Origin of the sequence: Microbacterium sp. NPDC089188 (assembly GCF_040685155.1) — a bacterium.
GTDB classification, from domain to species: Bacteria; Actinomycetota; Actinomycetes; order Actinomycetales; family Microbacteriaceae; genus Microbacterium; species Microbacterium galbum.
This window is the reverse complement of record NZ_JBFBHH010000001.1, coordinates 728,760-751,264: the sequence shown is the minus strand read 5'-3', so window position 1 is coordinate 751,264 and position 22,505 is coordinate 728,760. Positions and strand designations below refer to the sequence as shown.

Annotated in this window: 21 protein-coding genes; 6 read left to right on the top strand and 15 right to left on the bottom strand. The window is 72.0% G+C overall.

The genetic code is table 11. The features are described 5' to 3' along the window. Positions 1–101: 101 nt before the first annotated feature. The 8 genes from AB0N80_RS03460 to AB0N80_RS03425 form a co-directional block, all read right to left on the bottom strand. Complete coding sequence (locus tag AB0N80_RS03460) at positions 102–1,385, bottom strand: allantoate amidohydrolase (protein ID WP_363577570.1); 1,284 nt, start codon at positions 1,383–1,385, stop codon at positions 102–104. Between the two features lie 43 nt (positions 1,386–1,428). Next, positions 1,429–2,661, bottom strand: a complete 1,233-nt coding sequence (locus AB0N80_RS03455; protein WP_363387837.1) for an alanine--glyoxylate aminotransferase family protein — start codon at positions 2,659–2,661, stop codon at positions 1,429–1,431. 232 nt (positions 2,662–2,893) lie between these two features. Continuing rightward, positions 2,894–4,564: an AtzH-like domain-containing protein gene (locus AB0N80_RS03450; protein WP_363577568.1), complete on the bottom strand. Its 1,671-nt coding sequence runs from the start codon at positions 4,562–4,564 to the stop codon at positions 2,894–2,896. 23 nt (positions 4,565–4,587) lie between these two features. Next, complete coding sequence (locus AB0N80_RS03445) at positions 4,588–4,773, bottom strand: hypothetical protein (RefSeq protein WP_363577566.1); 186 nt, start codon at positions 4,771–4,773, stop codon at positions 4,588–4,590. Continuing rightward, positions 4,770–5,891, bottom strand: coding sequence for an acetamidase/formamidase family protein (locus tag AB0N80_RS03440; RefSeq protein ID WP_363578174.1), 1,122 nt, complete (start codon positions 5,889–5,891; stop codon positions 4,770–4,772). Before AB0N80_RS03440 ends, AB0N80_RS03445 begins: the two co-directional genes overlap by 4 nt. A gap of 104 nt (positions 5,892–5,995) precedes the next feature. Further along, a complete protein-coding gene (gene allB, locus AB0N80_RS03435; RefSeq protein WP_363387846.1) occupies positions 5,996–7,330 on the bottom strand; it encodes an allantoinase AllB in 1,335 nt (444 codons plus the stop codon). 10 nt (positions 7,331–7,340) lie between these two features. After that, on the bottom strand, positions 7,341–8,327 hold the full coding sequence (locus tag AB0N80_RS03430) for an aspartate/glutamate racemase family protein (RefSeq protein WP_315993913.1): 987 nt from the start codon (positions 8,325–8,327) through the stop codon (positions 7,341–7,343). After that, positions 8,324–10,012 carry an NCS1 family nucleobase:cation symporter-1 gene (locus AB0N80_RS03425; protein ID WP_315993914.1) on the bottom strand — a complete coding sequence of 563 codons (1,689 nt, stop codon included), beginning with the start codon at positions 10,010–10,012 and terminating at the stop codon, positions 8,324–8,326. Before AB0N80_RS03425 ends, AB0N80_RS03430 begins: the two co-directional genes overlap by 4 nt. A 160-nt stretch (positions 10,013–10,172) precedes the next feature. On the opposite strand from AB0N80_RS03425, the gene AB0N80_RS03420 reads away from it, so the two are divergent. The 4 genes from AB0N80_RS03420 to hpxO all read left to right on the top strand — a co-directional run bounded on the left by AB0N80_RS03420 (position 10,173) and on the right by hpxO (position 13,101). After that, on the top strand, positions 10,173–10,799 hold the full coding sequence (locus AB0N80_RS03420) for an XRE family transcriptional regulator (RefSeq protein ID WP_315993915.1): 627 nt from the start codon (positions 10,173–10,175) through the stop codon (positions 10,797–10,799). 214 nt (positions 10,800–11,013) lie between these two features. After that, complete coding sequence (gene uraD / locus AB0N80_RS03415; RefSeq protein ID WP_363577563.1) at positions 11,014–11,541, top strand: 2-oxo-4-hydroxy-4-carboxy-5-ureidoimidazoline decarboxylase; 528 nt, start codon at positions 11,014–11,016, stop codon at positions 11,539–11,541. Between the two features lie 46 nt (positions 11,542–11,587). After that, positions 11,588–11,908 carry a hydroxyisourate hydrolase gene (uraH, locus tag AB0N80_RS03410; RefSeq protein WP_363577561.1) on the top strand — a complete coding sequence of 107 codons (321 nt, stop codon included), beginning with the start codon at positions 11,588–11,590 and terminating at the stop codon, positions 11,906–11,908. 8 nt (positions 11,909–11,916) lie between these two features. Beyond that, positions 11,917–13,101, top strand: coding sequence for an FAD-dependent urate hydroxylase HpxO (hpxO, locus tag AB0N80_RS03405; protein WP_363387855.1), 1,185 nt, complete (start codon positions 11,917–11,919; stop codon positions 13,099–13,101). Positions 13,102–13,145: 44 nt separating this feature from the next. On the opposite strand, the gene AB0N80_RS03400 is transcribed toward hpxO, so the two are convergent. The 6 genes from AB0N80_RS03400 to AB0N80_RS03375 are packed head-to-tail and all read right to left on the bottom strand — an operon-like array spanning position 13,146 to position 19,393. After that, complete coding sequence (locus AB0N80_RS03400; RefSeq protein WP_363387858.1) at positions 13,146–14,213, bottom strand: oxidoreductase; 1,068 nt, start codon at positions 14,211–14,213, stop codon at positions 13,146–13,148. Then, complete coding sequence (locus tag AB0N80_RS03395; RefSeq protein ID WP_363577559.1) at positions 14,210–15,367, bottom strand: M20 family metallopeptidase; 1,158 nt, start codon at positions 15,365–15,367, stop codon at positions 14,210–14,212. Before AB0N80_RS03395 ends, AB0N80_RS03400 begins: the two co-directional genes overlap by 4 nt. Beyond that, on the bottom strand, positions 15,364–16,371 hold the full coding sequence (locus AB0N80_RS03390) for a 2-dehydropantoate 2-reductase (protein ID WP_315993921.1): 1,008 nt from the start codon (positions 16,369–16,371) through the stop codon (positions 15,364–15,366). Before AB0N80_RS03390 ends, AB0N80_RS03395 begins: the two co-directional genes overlap by 4 nt. Next, on the bottom strand, positions 16,368–17,153 hold the full coding sequence (locus tag AB0N80_RS03385; RefSeq protein WP_363577556.1) for an SDR family oxidoreductase: 786 nt from the start codon (positions 17,151–17,153) through the stop codon (positions 16,368–16,370). Before AB0N80_RS03385 ends, AB0N80_RS03390 begins: the two co-directional genes overlap by 4 nt. After that, positions 17,153–18,466, bottom strand: a complete 1,314-nt coding sequence (locus tag AB0N80_RS03380; RefSeq protein WP_315993923.1) for an MFS transporter — start codon at positions 18,464–18,466, stop codon at positions 17,153–17,155. Before AB0N80_RS03380 ends, AB0N80_RS03385 begins: the two co-directional genes overlap by 1 nt. 27 nt (positions 18,467–18,493) lie before the next feature. Next, positions 18,494–19,393, bottom strand: a complete 900-nt coding sequence (locus tag AB0N80_RS03375; RefSeq protein ID WP_315993924.1) for a polysaccharide deacetylase — start codon at positions 19,391–19,393, stop codon at positions 18,494–18,496. 163 nt (positions 19,394–19,556) lie between these two features. Between AB0N80_RS03375 and AB0N80_RS03370 the strand changes: the two genes are divergently transcribed. Then, a complete protein-coding gene (locus tag AB0N80_RS03370; protein ID WP_363577554.1) occupies positions 19,557–20,597 on the top strand; it encodes an Lrp/AsnC family transcriptional regulator in 1,041 nt (346 codons plus the stop codon). Between the two features lie 51 nt (positions 20,598–20,648). Here AB0N80_RS03370 and AB0N80_RS03365 read toward each other — a convergent pair whose 3' ends face one another. Then, positions 20,649–21,140: a MarR family transcriptional regulator gene (locus AB0N80_RS03365; protein ID WP_315993926.1), complete on the bottom strand. Its 492-nt coding sequence runs from the start codon at positions 21,138–21,140 to the stop codon at positions 20,649–20,651. A 64-nt stretch (positions 21,141–21,204) separates the two neighbouring features. On the opposite strand from AB0N80_RS03365, the gene AB0N80_RS03360 reads away from it, so the two are divergent. Next, positions 21,205–22,428, top strand: coding sequence for an FAD-dependent monooxygenase (locus AB0N80_RS03360; RefSeq protein WP_363577552.1), 1,224 nt, complete (start codon positions 21,205–21,207; stop codon positions 22,426–22,428). Positions 22,429–22,505: the final 77 nt, after the last annotated feature.

Sequence of the window (22,505 nt, the reverse complement as noted above, 5' to 3'; positions counted from 1 at the left end):
CCGCACGCACCGCGCTCCCGGGCCCATGGCCGGCGCCCCTGCGGCTGCCGCACCCGCGCACACCGCGCCCCGGAGCCATGGCCGGCGCCTGGGAGCACCCCTCAGCGCACCTCCGCCCCGAGGTGCAGCACCGCCTCGGCGAGCGCCCGGAGTCCGGCCGCGACGTCGGCCCCGGTGACCGCCTCATCGGGGTGGTGGCTGATGCCGTCGGGGTTGCGCAGGAACAGCATTCCGACCCCGGTGATCGCGCCGATCGACATGGCGTCGTGACCGGCGCGACTGAAGAGGGTCGGGGCGTCGGCCCCGATACCCGCGCGGACGACGTCTTGCAGCAGCGGTGCGCAGAACACCGCGGGAGCGCTGTGCACCTCTCGGGCGCGCCACCGCAGGCCCCGACGTCCCATGATCGCGTCGAGCTCGCTCGAGATCTCCGCCCACGTGTGATCGCGCGTGTCGTCGAACTCCCCGCGCAGGTCGAGTGAGAAGTGCGCCTCCCCCGGCACGACGTTCACGGCGCCCGGGAAGGCCTCGAGCTGCCCGACCGTCCCGATGATGTGATGCTCGCCCCGGCAGATGCGTTCGACCGCGAGGGCGGCCTCGCTCGCCCCGAGCAGAGCGTCGCGCCGCATGTCGTAGGGCGTGCCGCCGGCGTGTCGGGCCTCGCCCTCGACGACCAGCTGGAACCTCCGGGCCGAGGCGATCGACGACACCGCGGCGAGCGCCTGCCCGCTGCGGTGCAGCTCGGGTCCCTGTTCGATGTGCGCCTCGAGGTAGGCGACGAGCTCGTCGGGTCGCCGCGCGGCCTCGCCCACGCGGCCCGGGTCGAGCCCGAAGTCGCGGAACGCTTCGCGCAGCGTGATGCCGTCGGCATCGGCGAGGTCCCACCACGCGGCATCCCATTGCCCGGCGACCGCTGACGAGCCCAGCAGGGCCTTGCCGAAGCGCGTCCCCTCTTCGTCGCTGAAAGCGATGACCTCGAGCGCGAAGGGGAAGGGACTGGATGCCGCACCGTCATCGTCGACACGGCGCAGAAGCCGCACGACCTCGAGCGCCAGCAGCACCCCGACGATGCCGTCGAAGCGTCCGGCGTCCGGGACGGTGTCCAGGTGCGACCCGAGCAGGAGAGCGGGGGCGTCGGGGGATCCCGCGGGGGCGAGGCGCCCCACCTGATTGCCGGCGGCGTCCTGGCGAGTCGTCATGCCGAGCTCGCGCATCCACTCCGCCGCGAGGCGGTTGACGCGTGCATGCTCGGGCGAGAGGTAGACGCGCGTGATGCTCCCGGGCGTCGCCGTGACCCGCGCGAGCTCCTCGCAGCGACCCATGACACGGCGCGATGCCGCCGCGATGCGTTCGGGGGCGACCTGCAGGCGTCTGGCGGCGGTCATGCGCGGCGTCCCGTCGACGTCTCTCGGTGGGCGACGCTGCGCATCACGCGCCCGCCCCCGCGTACACGCCCTGCGCTGCCTCGACACCTCCACCTGCTGACACCGTCGCCCCGTGACGGCGCAGCACCGCCTCGAGGGCGGCGAGCGTCGTCAGCACGGCGTCCTTCCGAGCGTTGTACCCCATCGTCCCGATACGCCAGACGCGTCCGTGCAACGGACCGAACGAGGTGCCGATCTCGATGCCGAAGTCGCTCAGCAGCTCGCTCCGCACCGCGTCTCCGACCACGGCATCCGGGATCTCGACCGCGACGACGTTCGTCATCTTGTGCGCGACGTCGCCGAAGACGGTGAGCCCGAGCCCCTCGACACCTGCGAGCATGGCGTCGCCGTGCAGCCGGTGTCGCGCGATGACCTCGTCGCGGCCCTCGAGCAGCAGCACGCGCGCGCACTCCCGCGCGCCGTAGAGCATGGTGGTCGCCTCGGTGTGGTGGTTGAGGCGGCGCGGTCCCCAGTAGTCGAGGATCATCGCGAGGTCGAAGTAGTTCGAGCGGATGAAGTCGGATGCCACGGCATCGCCCTCCTCGCGGATGCCGGCCTCGACGCGGGCACGCGAGCGGACGACCTCGACCGCGCGCGCGGACAGGCTGATCGGCGCCGATCCGGAGGGGCCGCCGAGGCATTTCTGCAGTCCCGCGGTCGCGGCATCCAGGCCCCAGGCATCCATCTCGAAGGGGTTGCCGCCGAGCGAGGCCGTGGCGTCGGTGTAGAACAGCGCGCCGTGCGCACGGCAGATCTCGCCGATCTCGTCGAGCGGCTGGAGCATCGTGGTGGAGGTGTCGCCCTGCACGCACGCCACGAGGTGCGGCTGCACCCGCTCGATCGCCTCGCGGATCGTCGACACCGGGAACACCTGCCCCCACGGCACCTCGATCGTGTGCACCTCGGCGAGGGCCCGCTCGGCGATCTCGGCGAGCAGGTGGCCGAACCGCCCGAAGACGGGCACCAGCACGCGGTCCCCGGGGCGGATGAGCGAGACCATGGCCGCCTCGATACCGGCACGGCTCGTGCCGTCGATGAGCAGCGTGGCGTCGTTGTCGGTGCCCCAGACCCGCCGATAGAGCTCCTGCGTCTCGGTCATCGTCGCCGTCATGAACGGGTCGTACTGGCCGACGAGCGGGGCGCCCATCGCGCGCAGCACGCTCGGGTACGCCGAGATGGGGCCAGGGCCCATGAGCAGGCGGGCGGGCGGGTCGATCGGGCCGGGGAGGTGGGTCATCGGGACTCCGTGGTGCGGGTGGGGCGGGAGGCGGGGTGGAGCGACGCGGGGCGGGCTGCGACGCGGATCGGCACGGGGCGAGCGGTGCCGCGGGTCGGCACGACTTCGGCAATCCGGGCGATCGAGGCGTCGGATGCCGCCGAACGGGGCAACTGCAGGGGTTGTGTCGGCGCAGAGCGAGGCGCCGCCGGAACGGAGCGGGCCGCGGACCGAGTCGGGGCCGGCCGGCGGCTCATCGCCCGTCCCCCGCCCCGACCAGCGCGGCCAGCCGACGGGCGAGACGGACGAGCGCGATGTCGGTGCCGGCGCGCGACACCAGGCACACGCCCACCGGCGCACCCCCGACCGTCAGGAGCGGTACTGAGATCGCGGGCAGGCCCGCCGCCGCCGCGGGCGCGGTCATGCGCAGGGTCGCCGCGCGGACGGCATCCACGTCGGCGGTGCGCAACGGCGCGGGGCCGGGGACGGTCGGGAAGATCAGCACGGCGCCGTCGACGAGCTCCGCCAGGTGCGCGGCGATCGGTTCGAGGTCGGCGCGGGCGCGGGACTCCTCGGCGGCGGTGATCTGCGACGCGGCGCGGAAGCGCTCGGCCACCGCCTCCCCCACGGCCCCGGGGTGCGCGCGCAGCCACTCGCCGTCGTTGCGCCAGGCCTCGGCGCCTTGCACGGTGCGGAACGCGGTGAAGGCGGCATCCACCTCGCCCGTGTGCACGGCGCGGAACGACGGCGGATCGTCGGATGCCGCGCGCGACGCCAGCAACCGCGAGAAGGCCTCGCGCGTGTCGGGGTCGGCGCAGTCGAGGATCTCTTCCGGCACGAGGAAGCGCCACGGCAGGTCATCGCCCGAGGCTCCGTAGACGCTCTCGGTCGAGGCCGAGCCGTCGTAGCTGAGGCACCAGTCGGCCACGCGCTGCAGCGTGTCGCCGTCGCGGGTGAGCCAGCCGATCGTGTCGAACGACTGCGCGAGGGGCAGCATGCCCTGGCGCGGAACGAGGTCGTGGGTCGTTCTCAGCCCCCACAGACCCTGGTACGACGCGGGCACGCGGATGGAACCGGCCGTGTCGGTCGCGAGGCCGATGTCGGCGTGGCCCAGGGCGACGGCCGACGCCGGTCCACTCGAGGACCCGCCGGGGAGGGCTCCGACGACGGCACCGTTGGGCGGGGTGCCGTAGTGCACGTTGTCGCCCGCGATCGAGTAGGCGAACTCGTCGGTGCGCGCGATGCCGCGCAGTGAGGCACCCCCTCTCAGCAGATCCGCGACGGCGGGGGCCGTGGCCTTCTCGGGGCGTGCCTCTTCGAGATAGGCGGGATTGCCGGCCCCGATGCGGAAGCCCGCGATCGCGAACAGGTCTTTCACCGCGACCGTGAGGCCCGCGAGCGGTCCCTCCCACGCGCCCTGCAGGAACGGGTCGCCGACGCTGCGCCAGATCGTGCGGTCGAGCGCGGGAGTCCGCGGGGTGACGTGGGCGGCCGTGATGAGCCATCGCCCGTCGATGCGCTGCCAGATCTGCGTCTGCAGACCGCGCCCACCGCCTCGGAACGCCGAGACCGAGACGAGAAGGGCCACATCGCCGTCGCCGCCGCCTGCCGGGGTGCCCGGGGCGCCGGCATCGTCACGGACGTCGTCCGAGGCGACGGGTGCGGCCCGGCGTCCCGAGGAGAGAGGGCGGTAGAGGATTTCGGCGATCTCGCGCGGCGGAACGCCGCCGCGCAGAGCCCGGAAACCGCTGATCGCGTCGTGCCCGACCAGCAGACCCGCGGTATCGCCTCGGAGGGTCTGCGTCCCGGGCGCGAAGAAGGCGTCGAGAGCGTCGAGGTCGTTCGCGACGATCGCGCTCTCGTAGGCGTCGAAGGCTGCGCGCAGGTCGTCCGGCATCGCCGCGTCGTCTGCGGGAACGGCCACGGCCTGTCCCTGTTCGGCATCCGTCACGAGCGTCGCCCGCCTTTCTGCTGCGTCGGGTGTCCGCGGAAGACCGACAGCCGAGGGATTCGTTCGGGACTTCCGGACACGCGATTCGCGGGCGGCAGCGGCGCGGCGACGTCGGTCGCCGACTCGACGCACACGTCAGCCGCTTCGGCGCGGGCCAGGGCTGCGGCCAGGATCGGGCTCACGCGATGCCTCCCTCGTGAGCAGATGCGAGCGGCACGGGCTCCACGGACGGGATCTCGGCGAAATCCGCCTCACGGATCCGCGCGTGCACGCCCGAGACGATGTCGACCACCTGCGAGATGTCGAAGTCGGTGGCGGCGCTCAGATAGGCGTAGGCGAGGTGCTCGTCCATGCCCCACCGTCCCCCGATGAGCGCCAGCGATGCACGGACGCACGCGCGCATCGCGGCGTCGAGGTCCGGGTCCATGCCGGTCGGCACGAGATGTTCGGGCGTTCGCACGAGCGGGCCGGTCACCTCGCCGAACGCCGCGCGGGCGGCATCTGCGGGGATCACCTCGAAGCGCAGCGTCGCGCGCAACGAGGCCTCGAGCGCGGTGAGCGCGACCTCGCCGTCGCCCTGGGCGAAGTGGGGATCGCCGACATACGCGAGGGCCCCGTCGACCTGCACCGGCAGGAACAGCGTGGTGCCTTCGACGAGAAGGTTGATGTCGATGTTGCCGCCGTGCGTGCCCGGCGGCACCGAGTGCGGTCGCTCGTCGGCCGCGACGGCCACGCCCATCGTGCCGAGGAACGGGGCGAGCGGGAAAGCGACGATCGGGTCGCCGCCCTCGACGATCGGCAGGGTTCCGTGCAGCACGCCCTCGCGCTCGGCGACGGCGGCGAAGACGCTGACGTTGTGCTCGCCGCGCGGCAGCTCGCCCACCAGCGCCCCCTTGCCGTGGCGGTTCGAGATCACGCCGTACGGGACGCGCGGGGTCAGGGTCTCGACGGTGATCTTCAACAGATCGCCGGGGCGGGCCCCGCGCACGTGCACGGGCCCCACCACGACGTGCGGTCCGTCGGCGAAGGGATCCCGTGCGACGGATGCCGCGATCTCGATCGCGTCGTCGAGCACGTGATCGGCGGGCACGCCGTGGGCCGCGAAGAAGGCGAGGGGGTCTTTGCCCTGGTCGTCGAGGATGCCCTCGTGACTGACGGTGTCGAACGTCACGCTCTCGCCCGAGCCGATCTCGAGCGCGGGCGCATCGGCCGCGCACGGAAGGCGCCCCCACATCACGGTGGCTTGTGTGGCGGGAAGGTAGTGGTCGCCGGGGACGAACCCGACGCCCGGCTGGAGGATGGGGACGGGTGTCGACGTGCGGGCGTGAGAGCCGGTCCCTTCGACGGGCTCAGGGACCTTCGTTCCGGCGGAGGCGACGGGCTCGTGGGCCTCGGGCGCGGGAGTCACGCCTGCACCGCCGCGGCCTCGCGCAGGAGCTCGCGCCCCTCCCGCTCGCTGACGGGCGCCCCTCGGCGATAGACCGACGAACCGCGCACCCAGGTCTCGCGTACGACGCCGGTCAGCGTCTTGCCGTGCCACGGCGACACCGGATTGCGGTACTCGAGACTCGCCGCGTCGACCACGACCTGCTCGTCGGGGGCGAAGGCCACGAGGTGCGCCGGAGCGCCGGGCTCGATCACTCCGAGGCCTGCGAGACCGGCGATGCGCGCGGGCCCCGTGGTCATGAGCGGCAGGAGGGTCTCGAACGCGAGCCCCCGCTCGCGCGCGGTCGTGTGGATGGCCGAGAGACCGGTCTGCAGGCCCGCGATGCCGCCCCAGGCGAGGCCGAAGTCGGGGTTGCTCTTCAGCTCGACCGTCGCGGGCGAGTGATCGCTCACGATGGCGTCGATCGTCCCGTCGACGACTCCGGCCCACAGGAGATCGCGGTTGCCCGCGCCGCGGATGGGCGGGCAGCACTTGAACGCCCCCGCGCCGTCGGGCACCTCCTCGGCATCGAGCGTGAGGTAGTGCGGGCACGTCTCGACCGTGAGGCGCACGCCCTCGGCCTTGGCCGCCCGCACCGCGTCGAGCGCGCCGCCGTCGGAGACGTGGACGATGTGCGCGCGGGCGCCCGTTCGGCGGGCGGCACCGATCACGCGCTCGATCGCCGCGCGCTCGCTCAGAGGCGGGCGGCTGACCTCGAAGTCGCGGTACCGGGGTCCGAGCGCGCCGTGCGCGGGCAGATGAGCGGGGTCTTCGGCGTGCACGATGAGGAGGCCGTCGAAGACCGCGAGCTCCGCGAGGCACTGCTCGAGCTGAACAGCGTCGAGGTGGCCGAACTCGTCGATGCCGCTGGGCGAGAGGAAGCACTTGAAACCGACGACGCCGGCGTCGGAGAGGGCGCGCAACGACCCGAGGTTCTCGGGCACCGCGCCGCCCCAGTACGCCACGTCGACGGCGAGCTTGCCGCGCGCGGCCGCTCGCTTGGCATCCAACGCCTCCACCGAGGTCGTCACGGGGACGCTGTTCAGCGGCATGTCGACCACCGTCGTGACGCCGCCCGCTGCCGCGGCCGCCGTTCCCGTCGCGAAGCCCTCCCACTCGGTGCGGCCGGGCTCGTCGAAGTGCACGTGCGAGTCGACCAGGCCCGGCAGCAGCGTCGCGTCCTGCGGAAGGACCGTGTCGGCGGTGGCGTCGAAGGACTCGAGCGCCGCGATGTGACCGTCGTCGATCACGAGGGTGGCGGGCGCGAAGGCGCCGTCGAGGAAGACCCGACGCGCGGCGATCCGTGTGCTCATGCCGTTCACGCTAAGCGCCCTGCGTTTCACGAATGTAACCGTCATCAACATCTGTGGGAACACCCGGAATTGCGCCACCTGGGGAGGAGTCGCGCCGGTGTCCGGAGCCCCCGCGCGGGATCTCGCAGCCGGATGCCGCCGGTGGCCCCGGGGCGTGCGCAGTGGCCCCGGGGCCACCCGCGAACGCCGCACCCCCGACACCGGGCACGACCGACGCCCCGGGGCCACCCGCGAACGCCGCCTCCCGACGCTCCGGCCCCACCGTCGCCGCGAAGCCGCTCCCCGCGCGCACCGGCTCGCGAACCGGCGGCGCCGCATACTCGTCGCGCTTGCTCGTCCCCAAGCCCATCCGCACCATCCCGGATGCCATCCCCACCGCCGCCGCCACCCCGTCGACGACCGGTACCCCGACGCGGGCCGTGAGCTCGGCGCACAGATCCGCCATTCCCGCGCAGCCGAGCACGATCACGTCGGCGCCGGAGGCCGCGGCATCCGCGCTGTAGCGGGCGATGGTCTCCACCGCCACGGAGCCCGTGTCCTCGAGATCGAGCACCGGGATGCCGGTGGCCGCGAGCGAGGCGCAGGCACGATCCATGCCGTACCGCGCGACGAGGTCGCGAGCCCGGCCGAGGGTGCGGCTCAGCGTCGTCACGACGCCGAAGTGCCGCCCCGACACCGCAGCCAGATGCATGGCTGCTTCGGCGATCCCGATCACGGGTACCTCGACCAGCTCGCGCGCCGCGTCGAGCCCCGGGTCGCCGAAGCACGCGATCACATAGGCGTCCGCCGGGTCGACGCCGTCGCGATCGGCCACGATCAGCTCCACGACCGCCGCCGCCGCCGCGATCTCGTCGACGTGGCTCTCGATGGCCGGCGCTCCGGTCGCCGGGCATACGGCGTCGATGACCACGTCGGGCCCCGCCACCCCCCGAGCGGCATCCGCGATCTTCGCGGTCATCGCCCGGGAGGTGTTGGGGTTCAGGAGCAGGATCCTCACGCGAGCGCCTCACGCCCACCGGCGACGCCCGGCGCCCGCTGCGGCGACGGCGCGCCCGAGGGGGCGTCGGTGGCGTCCGCAGCCGTCCGCGCGAGCACGAGGGCATCGGCCTCGGCGGGGGCCTCGACGGCATCCGTCGTCCCGTCGGAGATCCCCTCGGTCTCGCCGTCGAAGGTCGGGACGCGGGGATCGAGCCGCTCGAAGAGGAGGAAGAGCACCAGGCCCAACGCGCAACCGATGAACCAGCTGTAGTCGCTGACCGCCGAGACGTCGAACATCCCCAGGTCGGCGAAGAGCTTCGGGAAGATCGCGATCGCCACCGTCGGCACGCCCGCGGCGATGACGGCCTTCACCGCGTTCGGGTTGAATCCGTTGCGGTACCAGTAGGGGCCCGCGGCATCCATCGTGAACATCGCGTCGACGTTCACGCGCTGACGCGCCGCGAAGTAGTAGCCGGCGATCAGGATGCCGAAGAGCGGGCCGATCAGCGCACCCAGCACGCCGAGCGAGTAGTGGATGGCGTCGCTGTTGGAGTACCAGTTCCAGGGCATGAGGAACGTGGAGCCGACCGCCGCGATCATGCCGCCCGCGCGCCACGAGATCTTCTTCGGGGCGACGTTGGAGAAATCGAACGCGGGGGAGATGAAGTTGGCGACGATGTTGATGCCGACCGTGGCGGTCACGAAGGTGAGTCCGCCCAGCAGGATCGCGAACGGGGTGTCGATGCGCTCGACGGTCGCGATCGGGTCGGTGATGAGGTCACCGAACACGGGCACCGTGGCCGAGGCGGTGATGACAGTGAGGAGCGAGAAGAAGAGGAAGTTGATCGGCAGGCCCCAGAAGTTGCCCTTCTTCACCGCGGCGAAGCTCTTGCCGTAGCGGGCGAAGTCACCGAAGTTGAGCATCGGGCCCGAGAAGTACGACACGACCAGCGCGATCGCGGCGAACATCACCGGGATCGAGGCCCAGAAGTCGAGCTGGGTGGTCGAGAGGGTGAACGAGATGTTCTCGATGCCGGCCTGCGACACGAGGTAGACGGCGAGCACGATCATCACCAGGTAGACCGCCGGACCCGCCCAGTCGATGAAGCGGCGGATGACCTCCATGCCGTTCCAGAACAGCAGGAACTGCGCGGTCCACAGGATCGCGTACGAGATCCAGCCGAGCGCCGACAGGCCCGCGAACGACACGTCGAGCAGGGCCGCCGAACCCGGGATGAACTTCAGGAACACGATGTTCAGCGACTCGGCCGCAAGGAACGTCTGCACCCCGTACCAGGCGATCGCGATGAGACCGCGGATGATCGCGGGGATGTTCGCACCCCGGATGCCGAACACGACGCGGTTGATCACCGGGTAGGGGACGCCGGTCTTCTGGCTCGGCTTGGCGACGAGGTTCGCGAACACCTGCACGATGACGATTCCGGCGATCAGCGCCACGAGCACCTGCCACGACTGCAGGCCGAGGGCGAAGAGCGAGCCGGCGGTGACGTAGCCGCCGACGGAGTGCACGTCGCTCATCCAGAACGCGAAGATGTTGTAGCTCGACCACTTCTGCTTCCGCAGCGGAGCGAGGTCTTCGTTGGCGAGCCGGTCGTCGTAGTGCGGCTTCATGTTGCCGCCCCCGTGGGGGTGGCCGGCGGCCTCCACGAGATCGTGGGGGCCGGTGAGCGGGGTGGATGTCATGTCATTCCTCTCAGGACGGATGGATGCCACGACGTGGAGTCCGCGGCCGGAGTGGAGCTCTGATGTGAAGTTATGGGTTCACACGACCGTGACGGTTTCGCTCATGTAACGAGCATGTGAAGTCGCTCCTTCACACTCGGCGGCTGCCTAGACTCGGGGCATGACGCAGCCGCCCCTCGCCGACGCCGTCGAACACGACGCGGCCGTGGCGGCCGAGCCGTCGGCATCCGTCGGGGCGCGCATCCGCGACCTCCGTCAGGCCCGCGGCATCTCCGCACGCGCGCTGGCCGCGACCCTCGGCATCTCCCCCAGCGCCGTCTCGCAGATCGAGCGCGGCGTGATGCAGCCGAGCGTCTCGCGGCTCATCGCCATCACCGACGCCCTCGGCGTGCCGCTCGTCGCGGCGTTCGATCCGGCATCCGATCGTCCCGTCGATCCCGTCGGGCCCTCGGGCTTCACCCTGCAGCGCGCGGGGCAATCGCCCGACATCGTGCTCGACAGCGGCGTCTCGTTCCGTCGCCTGACCCCGGGCTCCTCCCCCGGCGTCGACTACTTCGAGTCGATCTACCCGCCCGGGGCCTCCGCGCACGGCGCCGACGGCCTCTTCCACCACGAGGGATACGAGGTCGGCACCGTCGTCGCAGGCGAGCTCACCATCGACTTCGAGGCCGAGCGCGTCATCCTGCGCGCCGGCGACGCGATCAGCTATCCCTGTTCGGTCCCCCACCGTCTGCACAACACCGGCGGGACGGATGCCGTGGCGCACTGGCTGATCGTGCACGCCTGACGCGCGCGATCGTCACCGGCGGTTCCCGCCGCGCACCCGCCACGTCATGAGAACAGGCGCCGGCACGAGAACAGGCCGGAATCCGCCGAATTGGCCTGTTCCGGTGGCATCCCCTGTTCTCGTGACGCCGCACACGCCCGAAATGTTCCCCACAGCAACATCGCCGACACATCGCGCCACAGCCCCGTAACGCGGCCCGCCTAGCCTGGCCCGCATGCTCCTGCGCCACTTCCACGCCCTCGACGACGCGGAGGCCTCGGCCGTGGTCCGCGTGTGGGCCGACGTCCCCGGATGGGTCGACGCCATCGTCGACGGCCGGCCGTACGCCGACGTCGACGCCCTCGCGGCCTACGCCGCGGACCTCGCGTCGGCGTGGTCGCCCGACGACCTCGCCACCGCCCTGCACGCGCACCCCCGCATCGGCGCGAAGGTGTCGGGCGAGGGGGCCGAGGCCGCGGCATCCCGTCGCGAGCAGGGATCCATGGCATCCGCCGCCGACGACGACGTGGCGGCCATCGCCGCAGGGAACGCCGCGTACGAGGGGCGTTTCGGCCGTGTCTTCCTCATCCGCGCCGCCGGACGCACGCCGGGCGAGATGCGGGCCGAGCTCGAGCGTCGGCTGACGAACGACCCGGCGGCCGAGACGATCGAGGCGACGCGACAGCTCGCCGAGATCGCCCTGCTGCGCCTGCGAACCACGTTCGCCGACGACGCGCCCGCCGAACCGGAGGACGCGGAGTGACCCGCAGCGCCCTCACCCCCGCACGAGCCGCCCGAGGAGTCTTGCGATGACGCACCTGACCACCCACATCCTGGATGCCACGGCCGGCACCCCCGCGGCCGGCGTCACCGTCACGCTGGCCCACCTCGACGGCGCGACGATCGACTCCGCGACCACCGACACCGACGGTCGCCTCGCCCTCGGCCCCGACCGGCTCGACGACGGCGACTACGCGTTGACGTTCGGTACGGGGGCCTACTTCCGCGGGCGCGGCGTCGCGTCGTTCCACCCCGTGGCGGTGGTCGCGTTCACCGTCGCCGGTGAGGCTCATCTGCACGTGCCGTTACTGCTGAGCCCGTTCGCCTACTCGACCTACCGCGGCAGCTGAGGAGAGTCATGAAGGTCATCGTCATCGGCGCGGGTGTCGGCGGAACCTCGGCCGCCCTCGCCCTGCAGAAGCTCGGCCACGAGGTCGTGGTCTACGACCGCATGCGCGAGAACCGCCCGGTGGGAGCCGCCCTGTCGCTGTGGTCGAACGGCGTGAAGGTGCTCAACTGGCTCGGCCTCGGTCCGCAGGTCGCCGCCCTCGGCGGGCGGATGGACGACATGGCCTACTACGACGGCCACACCGGCGACGAGCTCTGCCGCTTCAGCCTCGCCCCCGTGACCGCGCAGACGGGCCAGCGCCCCTATCCCGTCGCCCGCGCCGACCTGCAGGCCCTGATGATGGATGCCGTCGGCCCGGCGAACATCCGCCTCGGTATGCAGCTGGTCGCCGTGGCCGACGACGGCGAGACCGTCACCGCGACCTTCGCCGACGGGTCGACCGACACCGCCGACCTGCTCATCGGCGCCGACGGGGCGCGCTCGATCGTGCGGGACTACGTGACGGAGCCCACCGGCATCCGTCCCGAGCGGTCCTACTCCGGATACGTCAACTACAACGGTCTGGTCGCCGCGGACGAGCGCATCGGACCGCTCGACCAGTGGACGACGTACGTGGGCGACGGAAAACGGTGCGCGGTGATGCCCGTCGCGGGCGACCGCTTCTACTTCTTCGTCGACGTGCCGGGGCCCTCGGGGGTGCTCGAGGACCGCATGGCCGCGCTCGAGGAGGCGTTCGGCGCGTGGGGCGCCCCCGGTGTGCGGGCCCTGCTCGACGGCATCGACCCCGACGAGTCGCTCAACCGCGTGGAGATCTGGGACATCGACCCCTTCGACACCTGGGTGCGCGGGAGGGTCGCGATTCTCGGCGACGCCGCGCACAACACCGCGCCCGACATCGGCCAGGGCGCCTGCTCGGCCCTGGAGGACAGCTTCGCCCTCGGCATCGTCTTCGCCACCTCGACCCTGGGCGTCGAGGACTCGCTGAAGCGCTATGAGCGCATCCGCACCGAGCGCGCGGGCGACCTCGTGCTGCGCGCCCGGAAGCGGGCGTTCGAGACGCACGCCTTCGACGTCGATGCGACGCAGGCCTGGTACGAGGGCCTGCGCCGCGAGGACGGGACGGGTGTCATCCGGGGGATCGTCGGCAACATCGAGGGCAGCCCGGTGGAGCTGGGCGCGAGCGTCCTGGGCTGAGGGCGCCGATACCGGACGACCGTCGCGGCCGCGCCTGCCCGCGTTCAGTACGCCCGAAGGCGCTGCGGCGGGATCCAATCGACGGTCGCGCCGAGTTCACGCGCCCAGCGCAGAGGCGTGCTCGGGTCGCGCAGGGCCGCGCGCCCGATACGCACCGCGGCGACGCCGCGCTGCACGACCTCCTCCGCCTGCTGCGCCGTCTCGATCAGACCGACGGCCGAGGCGACGACACCCTCCCGGGCGATGCGCTCGGCGAGGTGCGCCTGATAGCCCGGCCCGACGGGGATGTCGGCGAGCACGAGCCCTCCGGATGAGGCGTCCACGGCATCCGCTCCCGCCTCGACCGCCCACCCCGCGACGGTGGCGGCATCGTCGGGGGTGAGACCCCCCTCGACCCAGTCGGTCGCCGACAACCGCACGATGATCGGCACCGTCGGCAGCTCCGCCCGGATGCGACGGACGATGTCGAGCAACAGGGTCGCCCGGCCGGCGAGGTCGCCTCCGTAGCGATCGTCGCGACGGTTCGACAGCGGCGACAGCAGCTGGTGAAGCAGATAGCCGTGGGCCGCGTGCACCTCGACCACGTCGAAGCCCGCGTCGTCCGCACGGCGCGCGGCGGCCACGAATGCCTCGGCGACGGCTTCGAGCTCGGCGGTCGTGGCCGGGCGCGGCGCCGCCAGACCCATGACCGGCGCGTCCGAGGCCGACACCGTCTGCCAGCCACCCTGCTCGACGGGGACGGAGCCCCGCTCGTCGCCGTCGCGGCCGAAGCCTGCGAAGGTGCTCGCCTTGGCGCCGGCGTGGTTCAGCTGCACGCCGATCGCCGCGCCCTGCGCGTGGGCGAACGCGACGATGCCGCGCCACGCCTCGACCTGCGCCTCGTTCCACAGCCCGGTGTCCTGGCGGGTGATGCGCCCCTCGGGGACGACCGCCGTCGCTTCGACCACGAGCAGACCGGTGCCGCCCGCGGCGAGCGCGCCGTAGTGCACCCGGTGCCACTCGGTGGGGATGCCGTCGTACGCATCGACCGAGTACTGGCACATCGGGGCGATCCAGATGCGGTTGCGCAGCGTCAGCTCGCGCAGCCTCATCGGCTCGACGATGCCGGTCACGCGGCATCCCCTCCGCCCAGGCGCACGAGGATGCCGGCCGCGAGCGCCGTGCGCTGCACCATGCCGTCGATGGAGATCCACTCGTGACGCGCGTGCGCGCCGTCGCCGACGGCGCCGAGGCCGTCGAGCACCGGCAGCCCCAGAGCGGCGGCGAAGTTGCCGTCGCTGGCGCCGCCGACCGAGATCTCCTCGACCGCCCATCCCTGCTCCGCCGACACCGCCTCCGCGATGCGGAACAGCGCCACCGTCGATGCGCTCCGCGGCATGACCGGTCGGTTCCACCCGCCGGCGATGTCCAGCGTCGCCTCCGCGCGGTGGGGCTCGAGGGCGGCGAGCGCGGCATCGATCCGCTCGCTCTCGGCCACGTCGGTCACGCGCACATCGACGAGGGCGTCGGCGCGACCGGCGGTGACGTTGGAGCGGGACCCACCCGCGACGGTGCCGACATTGACGCTCGTCCCGGCACCGAGGTCCGCGAGCGCGTGCAAGGCGAGCACGACGCGGGCCATCTCGTCGATGGCGCTGACCCCCCGCTCCGGGTCGAGCCCCGCGTGGCCCTCGACGCCGTGCGTCGTGACGCGGAAGATCCCCACGCCCTTGCGCGCCGTCTTGAGCGCGCCGCGGGCGCTCGCCTCGAAGACCAGCACGGCGTCGCGGCCCGTGACGGCCTCCTCGATGTGCGGGCGGGAGCCGAGCGAACCGATCTCCTCGTCGCCGTTGAGCACGAGACGGATGGCGGGCAGCGGCAGTCCCTGAGCGCGGGCGATCGCGATCGCGTGCGTCGCCTGGACGAGACCCGCCTTCATGTCGAAGACGCCGGGGCCGGTGAGCCGGTCGCCGTCGACCGTGACGGGCCACTCGGCGAGGGTGCCGAGGGGCCACACGGTGTCGTAGTGGCAGAGGATCGCGACGGACCCCGCGCCGCCGCCCGTCGCCGCCCAGTCGAGCACGGCGACATCGCCGTGGGGAGCGGCGTCGATCACGCGCTCCGCGTCGGGGGCGCCGAGGTGACGCGTCACGAAGGCGCGCACCCACGCGAGTCCCTCCGCGAGGGCGTCGAGGTCGTCCGAGGGGGTCTCCTGCTGCGTGTACGCCGTCAGGTCGGCGATGAGCGCCTCGCGCGCGGCCTCGGCGGCCGTGACCAGCGCGCTCATGCCGTCACCATCCGGTCGAGCTCGTCGAGGTGCGCCTCGTCCATCGCGATGGCGTGCGTCTCGAGCTGCTCGATGCGCGACACCAGCCACCGCGTGAGCGGGGCCGGGATCCCCCGGCGTTCGGCCGCTTCCAGCACCGGCGCGTACTGCGTCGGAACCTCGGTGCGTCGACCGCGCACGGCGATGTCGCGCCAGATCCCCGAGCGCTTCTTCGTCTGGCGGGCGAGCCAGGCCACGAGCCCGTCGGTCGCGGCGTCGGCGGCGCTCGCCTCGCCGAGGTAGTCGTAGGGGACGAAGGCGTCGAACCCCTCGAGGTGGATCCCCTCGGCGACCGCGACCTCCAGCACTTCCCGCACGAGGGCGTGCAGGCCCGCGCGGTGGCGGTCGATCAGGTCGCCCATGTCGTCGTCGGCGAGGGCGGATGCCACGAGCATCGCGCCGAATCCCAGCTTCGACCACAGGAATCCGGGCACGTTGTCGGAGACGATCGGCGTGCCCCACTCGCGCAGATCGTGGGCGAGTGCGCGGACGCGGTCACTGGACCCGCCGGCGTGCTCGCCCAGCGCGATGTCGCCGATGCCGCCGTCGCGCACCACACCGGGCTCGACGACGTCGGCGAACAGGTCGACGAAGGCGGCGACCGTGCGGTCGACGCCGATGTGCCGGGCGATGGTGGCCTCGTTCAAACCGTTCTGCATCGACGCGACCCACCCGTCGGGGGCGAGACGCGGCGCGATCCACTCGGCGACGGCGTCGGTGGCCTGCGCCTTGACGGCGAGGAGCACCGCGCCGAGCTCGTCGGGAGCCTCCTCGGGGGTCGAGATCGGCAGGCGCGCCGTGAACGCCCCACCGGGGTGCTCGATGCGCAGGCCGCGCTCGCGCACGGCGGCGATGTGCTCGGCATCCGTGTCGATCAGGCGTACCTCCGCCCCGGCCCGATGCAGGTGCACCGCGAGGGTGCCGCCGATGGCTCCCGCGCCGATGATCGTGTAATTCGAGGTCATTCGTGCTCTCCCTGGCCGGTGGCGGCCCAGTGTTGCGGGAGGTGCCACGCGCCGGTCGACGATCCGCCGTCGACGCGCAGCACCTCCCCGGTGATCCATTCGGCTTCTCCACCCGCGAGCCAGACGACGGCGCGGGCGATGTCGGCGGGCGTCCCCCGGCGACCGAGAGGCGTGTCGCCGACAGCGGCGGCGTACTCGTCTGTGACGGGATTCACGCGCGAATCGACGGTGACGAACCCCGGCGAGACGGCGTTGACCCGGATGCCATGGGGCCCGAGTTCGAGGGCCGAGGCCCGGGTCGCGGCCTCCAGCGCCGCCTTCGACGTCGAGTACGGCGCCGCTCCCGGTCGAGCGCGCAGCGCCGCTCCGGAAGAGATGTTGACGACGGATGCCGGACGCCCGGCCTCGATGGCGCGGCGCGCGAGAGCCACGGTGAGCAGCACGGGCGCCCGCGTGTTCACGTCGAGCACGCGGTCCCAGGTGTGCGCGTCGAGGTCGAGGAAGGGCGTCGCGGGGTACACGCCCGCGCTGGAGACGAGCACGTCGACGGGCGCGGTCGACCACGCCGTGCGCATCAGGTCGGCGGGGGCGTCGGCCTGGCGGAGGTCGACCGTCGTCGTGGCGCAGCTCGGCGCGCCCGCGTCGAGGGCCAGGGCGGCCGTTTCGGCGAGGGGCTCGGCGTGCAGGTCGGCGACGGTGAGCGCCTCGCCGCGTCGTGCGAAGGCGAGGGCGATCTCGCGGCCGATCCCCGACCCCGCCCCGGTCACGAGGACGTGACGCATCAGTCCAGCTCCTTGCCCTTGGTCTCGGGCATGGTGAGGTACACCGCGAGGCCGATCGCCGCGGCGATGGACGCGTAGAGCCAGACCCATCCGCCGTAGCCGTTCGTATTCATCCACGTGGTGATGTACGGCGCGGTGCCGCCGAAGCAGGCGACCGCGAGGGCGTACGGGAGGCCGATGCCCGTCGCGCGCACCTCGGGCGGGAACTGCTCCGCCATGATCACCGCGCAGTTCGCCGAGTAGCCGACCAGCAGCACGATGCCGATGATCTCCACGGCCAGCAGCGCCCAGAATCCCCCGCCGATCAGCTGGAAGGCGGGCCACGCGAAGATGAGGAAGCCGCCCGCGAAGGCCGCCATGGTGGGCTTGCGACCGATCTTGTCGGAGAGCAGACCCCCGAAGGGCAGCAGCACGATGAAGATGATCATCGCGATGACGTTCGCCAGCAGTGCCTGGTTCAGCGGGATGCCCGTGGTGACCGCCGCGTAGGTGGGCATGAAGTTGACCCACATGTAGTAGAGCAGGGTGCCGGCGATGGTGATGCCGAAGACGCGCAGAGTGGCCTTGGGGTGGTCGCGGAACATGCGCACGAAGGCGTTGTGGCGGGCGGGCTTCGCGGAGCCGTCGACGCGCTCCCGGCCGGTCGCGAACGACTGCGTCTCCTCGATGCCCCGCCGCAGCCACAGCCCGACGAATCCGAGCGAGGCGGCGAAGATGAAGGCGGCGCGCCAGCCCCAGCTGTCGACCGCTTCCGGCGGCAGCGCGGTCGTGATCGTGAAACCGAGCGCCGACGCGATGAGTACTCCCGCGGCGACCGAGACCTGCTGCCACGATCCGGCGAATCCACGCCGTTGGGGAGCAGCGGATTCGACGAGGAACGCCGACGCCGAGCCGAACTCCCCGCCCGCGGCGAAGCCCTGGGCGAGGCGGGCGAGCACGAGCAGCAGCGGCGCGAAGATGCCGACCTGTTCGTAGGTCGGAGCGAGGCCGATCACGAGGGTGGCGACCGCCATCAGGGTGATGGTGAAGAGCAGGCCCTTCTTGCGGCCGAAACGGTCGGCGTACGTCCCCATGACCGCGGCGCCGATGGGACGCATGATGAAGCCGACGGCGAAGATGGCGAGCGTCGACAGCAGGGCCGCGACGTCGTTGCCCGCGGGGAAGAAGTGGTGGGCGAAGATCGACGAGAACGTCGAGTAGACGGCCCAGTCGACGAACTCGACGGCGTTGCCGATCGAGCCGGCGACGATCGCCTTCTTGCCCTTCTTGCTGAGCTTCGTCGCGTGGACGGTCTCGGGTGCGGTGGAGGTCATCTGCATTCTCTCTCGAGGCGGTGCGGGTCAGAGGAGGGGGCGCACGTGGGCGGCCAGGTCGGCGTGGGTGCCGATCCACACGTCGTCGAACGAGCGGATGTGACGGAGCAGCTCATCGAGGATCCGCAGGCGCGAGCGGTGCCCGATGATGTGCGGGTGCATGGTCAGCTGGAAGACCCCGCCCTCCTCGCGCGCCGCGTCGAACTCGTCGATCCAGATCTGCAGGAGGCTGCGGGGCGGCATGTGGGGACGGAGGCCGCCGAATCGGTCCATCATCAAGTACGGGGCGTCGTCACGGATCCACTCGACCGGGATCTCGACGACCCCGGTGCGCTCGCCGTGCTCCAGCAGCTCGTAGGGGTCGGCATCCGCCATCAGCGAGGAGTCGTACACGAACCCGAGCTCGCGGATGACGGCGAGCGTCGACCCCGAGAAGTCCCACGACGGGGTCCGGATGCCGGTCGGGCGATGTCCGATCTGCCGCTCGAAGACATCGAGGCACCGGCTGACGAGCTCGAGCTCGTCGTCGTGGCCGAGTGCGGTGTTGCGCTCGTGGATCCAGCCGTGCACGGCGACTTCGTGACCGCCCGCGACGTAGGACGGCGCCTCGTCCGGCCGCAGCAGAGCGCAGACCGCGGGCATGTAGAACGACGAGGGCGCCTCGTACCGGGCGAGCAGGTCGAGGATCCGGGGCACCGCGAACCGTGCGCCGAACTCGCCCTGCGCCATCCGACCCGGTGACGTCTCCCCGTCGCGGAGGGGGATCGACTCGTGGTCGGAGTCGAACGACAGCAGCACGGCGACCCGCGCGCCCGACGGCCATCGCTGTGCGGGGTCGTCGTGCACGAGCCGGCGCCCCGCCCGGACGTGCTCCACGTGGCCGCGCCACACGCTCTCGTCCCACTGCCACGGTTGCTGCTCGTCCATGCGATCCTCCTGGCCCTCGACGACACCTGCGTCATCGATGCAGGCAACTGTAGGAATAAACAAACTTGGAGGCAAGCATGATGGGCAAATGTGTCGTCGATGTTTCCTCGAATGGGATATTCGCGTTCCGGCCAGCGAGAAGCGGCTGAGATAGGTTGAGACCGTGCACCGATCAGACGCGCGCGCGGTCCGACCCCAGCTCGACGAGACCGATCTCGACATCGTCGCGGCCCTGCACATCGCCCCCCGCGTCCCCACGGCCGCACTGGCCGACATCCTCGGCATCCCCACCAGTACCGCGTCCCGGCGCCTCGCGCGCCTGCAGGACGAACGCCTTCTCCGGGTCGTCGGTCGGTTCGCCTGGGAGCTGATCACCTCGAGCAACCCGTTCGAGCTGTGGGTCACCTCCACCCCCGGGCACTCCGAGGCCGTCGTGAGCGAGCTCTTGCGCATTCCGGACGTGCAGTTCGTGCTGCGCACCAGCGGCGCGGCCGACATCTACGCCAACCTGTTCCCGCTGCGCGGGTCGGACCCCCACGATCTGCTGACCTCGACGATCCCCTCCATCCCCGGGGTGCGCGCCATCGACAGCCGGATGATCCTGGAGCCCGCGAAGGTCGGACAATCGTGGCGGTACCGCCGACTCGACGCTGCGCGCACCGCGGAGCTCGAGAAGCACTCCTCCGTGGCCGACGGCGAACCGCTCCGCGACCTCGAGCAGCTGTCGGACCTCGAGTTCGAGACCATGCGGATGCTCGGCGCGAACGGCCGCGTCACCGCCGCCGAGGTGGGGCGCACGCTCGGCGTCTCGCCCACGACCGCCGCCCGCGCGATGCGGCTCCTCATCCACTCCGGGGCCATCTCCCCCCGCATCGAGATCCAGCCCGACCTCATGGGCTTCCCCCTCAACGCGGTCGTCACCATCGATGTCCGGCCGCGCGACATCCGCGGCGCGCTCGACACCCTCGCCGCGCACCCCAGCGTGCGCCTGCTGTCGACCGTCACCGGCTCGGCGCCGGTCAGCCTCGCGGGCGTCTTCGCCGGGCCCGTCGATCTCGCCCGCTTCGTGCGCGACGACCTCGGCACCCTCGCCGGCGTCAGATCGGTGCAGTCGGTCGCGGGCCTGCGGCTCGAACGCCGGTACTGGGTCGATCGCGACGGCCTGCGCCTCGGCGACTCCGTCGAGGGTGTGCTGCGCCGCTGAGCGGAACCACCTCCGGAGCCTCGCGGGTCGGCGCAGCAGAGACGGCCGCGCTCAGCCCGCGCGCAATCGTGTGTTCGCGGCCCCCGACGCCGAGGTCATGCGGTCCAGGAACGCGCGCACCACACGCAGTTCCTCGGCAGGGGTGTCGCGCACGGCGGCGGCGATCTCCGTTCCGGCCGCGTCCAGGAAATCCGCCGTCCCCGCCCTCGCCGCCGACGTCGGACGCAGGTTCACGCGCCGACGGTCGGCGTCCCCACGGTGCCTCTCGACGTGCCCGGCCCGTTCGAGGCGGTCGATCAGCACCGACACGGCCCCGGAGGTCATCCCGATCTGCCGCGCCAGCTCAGCGGGCGACAGCGGGTGCCCCGACTGCTCAGCCCACACGATGCGGCCGAGTGCGTCGGCATCCGTCACAGGGAGCGCCATCCACGCCGAGAGGTGGCGGTGCAGCTCCTCGGAGGCCAGCGACCAGTCACGCAGGCCGTGCATGACGGCGACCTCGTCTGTCGACCACGAGGTGGAGAGCGCATCGGATCCGGTCACGCAATGACTTTACAGTCAAGTGACTTTGCCGTAAAGCTTTCTCTACCGACCTCGAGGAGTTCCCATGACCGCCCCGCATGCCCTTGTCTCCGGCGCGAGCATCGCCGGCCTGTCCGCAACCTGGTGGCTGCGCCGCATCGGGTGGAAGGTGACGCTGATCGAGAAGTCGACGTCGTTCCGCGACGGAGGCCAGAACGTCGACGTCCGCGGGGTCGCGAGAGACGTGCTGGAGCGCATGGGACTCACCGACGCCATCCGCGCGAAGAACACGACCGAGACGGGGACGGTGATCGTCGACGCGAGAGGCGAGGTCATCGGTGAGCTCCCCTCGGACGGAGCCGACGGGGCGACGGCCGAACTCGAGGTGCTGCGCGGCGACTTCGCGCGCACGATCCTCGACGCCCTCCCCGTCGGCACGCCCGTCGTCTATGGAGCGTCGATCGCCGAGGTCGATGAGACCGACGAGCATCGGGTGGTCGTGACCATCGACGACGGGCGGCGGCTCGAGGCCGACCTCCTCGTGGTCGCCGAGGGGGTGCGCTCGAGCACTCGCGACCTCCTCTTCGCGTCGACCGAGATCGACGCCCGCCCCCTCGGGGTGACGATGGCGTTCGGCACGATCCCCCGCACGCCCGACGACGACGACCGCTGGCGCTGGTACAACGCCGTCGAGGGCCGGCAGGTGCACCTGCGTCCCGACCCCCACGGCACCACCCGGGCGATCCTCGCCTACGCCGGCGACGATCACCTCGCCTCCCGCGATCGCGAGGAGGCCCTGCGCGTACTGCGCGAGCGGTACGCCGACGCGGGCTGGCAGGCTCCGCGCGTGCTCGACGGCTTCGACGACTCCGACGACGTCTACATCGACGAGCTGACGCAGATCCGCATGCCCGGATGGCACCGCGGGCGTGTGTGCGTCATCGGCGACGCGGCGTGGTGCGTCACACCGATGGGCGGCGGGGGCGCGTCGCTCGCGCTGACCGGCGGTTACGTGCTCGCGGCATTCCTCTCGCAGATCGAGGGGCGACCGGGCCGCGACGCTCTCGACGACGCACTGGAGCAGATGGACGCCTGGATGCGACCGCTCGTCGACCGCATCCAGGGCATCCCCCGCGGGATGCTGCGCTTCGCCTACCCGCGCACCCGGTTCGGTCTGGCCGCGCGCGCCGTGATCACCAAGGTCATGACCGCTCCGCCCCTGTCGCACGTGACCGCGACGTTCACGGAGGTCGCCGATGCCGAGCAGCCGCTCCCCGACCTTCTCACGCGGAGTGCCGCGCACGAATGACGGTGGCGCCGCGAGCAGGCGCGCCAGGAGTCGACCCGTGGTGACCTCGCAACGTCGGCGGGCACCGTCGGACGCCG

Bases quoted from the DNA above. Each gene is read 5' to 3' on its own strand.
- AB0N80_RS03460 (WP_363577570.1), bottom strand. From the start codon at position 1,385: ATGACCGCCGCCAGACGCCTGCAGGTCGCCCCCGAACGCATCGCGGCG.
- AB0N80_RS03455 (WP_363387837.1), bottom strand. From the start codon at position 2,661: ATGACCCACCTCCCCGGCCCGATCGACCCGCCCGCCCGCCTGCTCATG.
- allB (WP_363387846.1), bottom strand. From the start codon at position 7,330: ATGAGCACACGGATCGCCGCGCGTCGGGTCTTCCTCGACGGCGCCTTC.
- AB0N80_RS03425 (WP_315993914.1), bottom strand. From the start codon at position 10,012: ATGACATCCACCCCGCTCACCGGCCCCCACGATCTCGTGGAGGCCGCC.
- AB0N80_RS03420 (WP_315993915.1), top strand. From the start codon at position 10,173: ATGACGCAGCCGCCCCTCGCCGACGCCGTCGAACACGACGCGGCCGTG.
- uraD (WP_363577563.1), top strand. From the start codon at position 11,014: ATGCTCCTGCGCCACTTCCACGCCCTCGACGACGCGGAGGCCTCGGCC.
- uraH (WP_363577561.1), top strand. From the start codon at position 11,588: ATGACGCACCTGACCACCCACATCCTGGATGCCACGGCCGGCACCCCC.
- hpxO (WP_363387855.1), top strand. From the start codon at position 11,917: ATGAAGGTCATCGTCATCGGCGCGGGTGTCGGCGGAACCTCGGCCGCC.
- AB0N80_RS03395 (WP_363577559.1), bottom strand. From the start codon at position 15,367: ATGAGCGCGCTGGTCACGGCCGCCGAGGCCGCGCGCGAGGCGCTCATC.
- AB0N80_RS03390 (WP_315993921.1), bottom strand. From the start codon at position 16,371: ATGACCTCGAATTACACGATCATCGGCGCGGGAGCCATCGGCGGCACC.
- AB0N80_RS03385 (WP_363577556.1), bottom strand. From the start codon at position 17,153: ATGCGTCACGTCCTCGTGACCGGGGCGGGGTCGGGGATCGGCCGCGAG.
- AB0N80_RS03380 (WP_315993923.1), bottom strand. From the start codon at position 18,466: ATGACCTCCACCGCACCCGAGACCGTCCACGCGACGAAGCTCAGCAAG.
- AB0N80_RS03375 (WP_315993924.1), bottom strand. From the start codon at position 19,393: ATGGACGAGCAGCAACCGTGGCAGTGGGACGAGAGCGTGTGGCGCGGC.
- AB0N80_RS03360 (WP_363577552.1), top strand. From the start codon at position 21,205: ATGACCGCCCCGCATGCCCTTGTCTCCGGCGCGAGCATCGCCGGCCTG.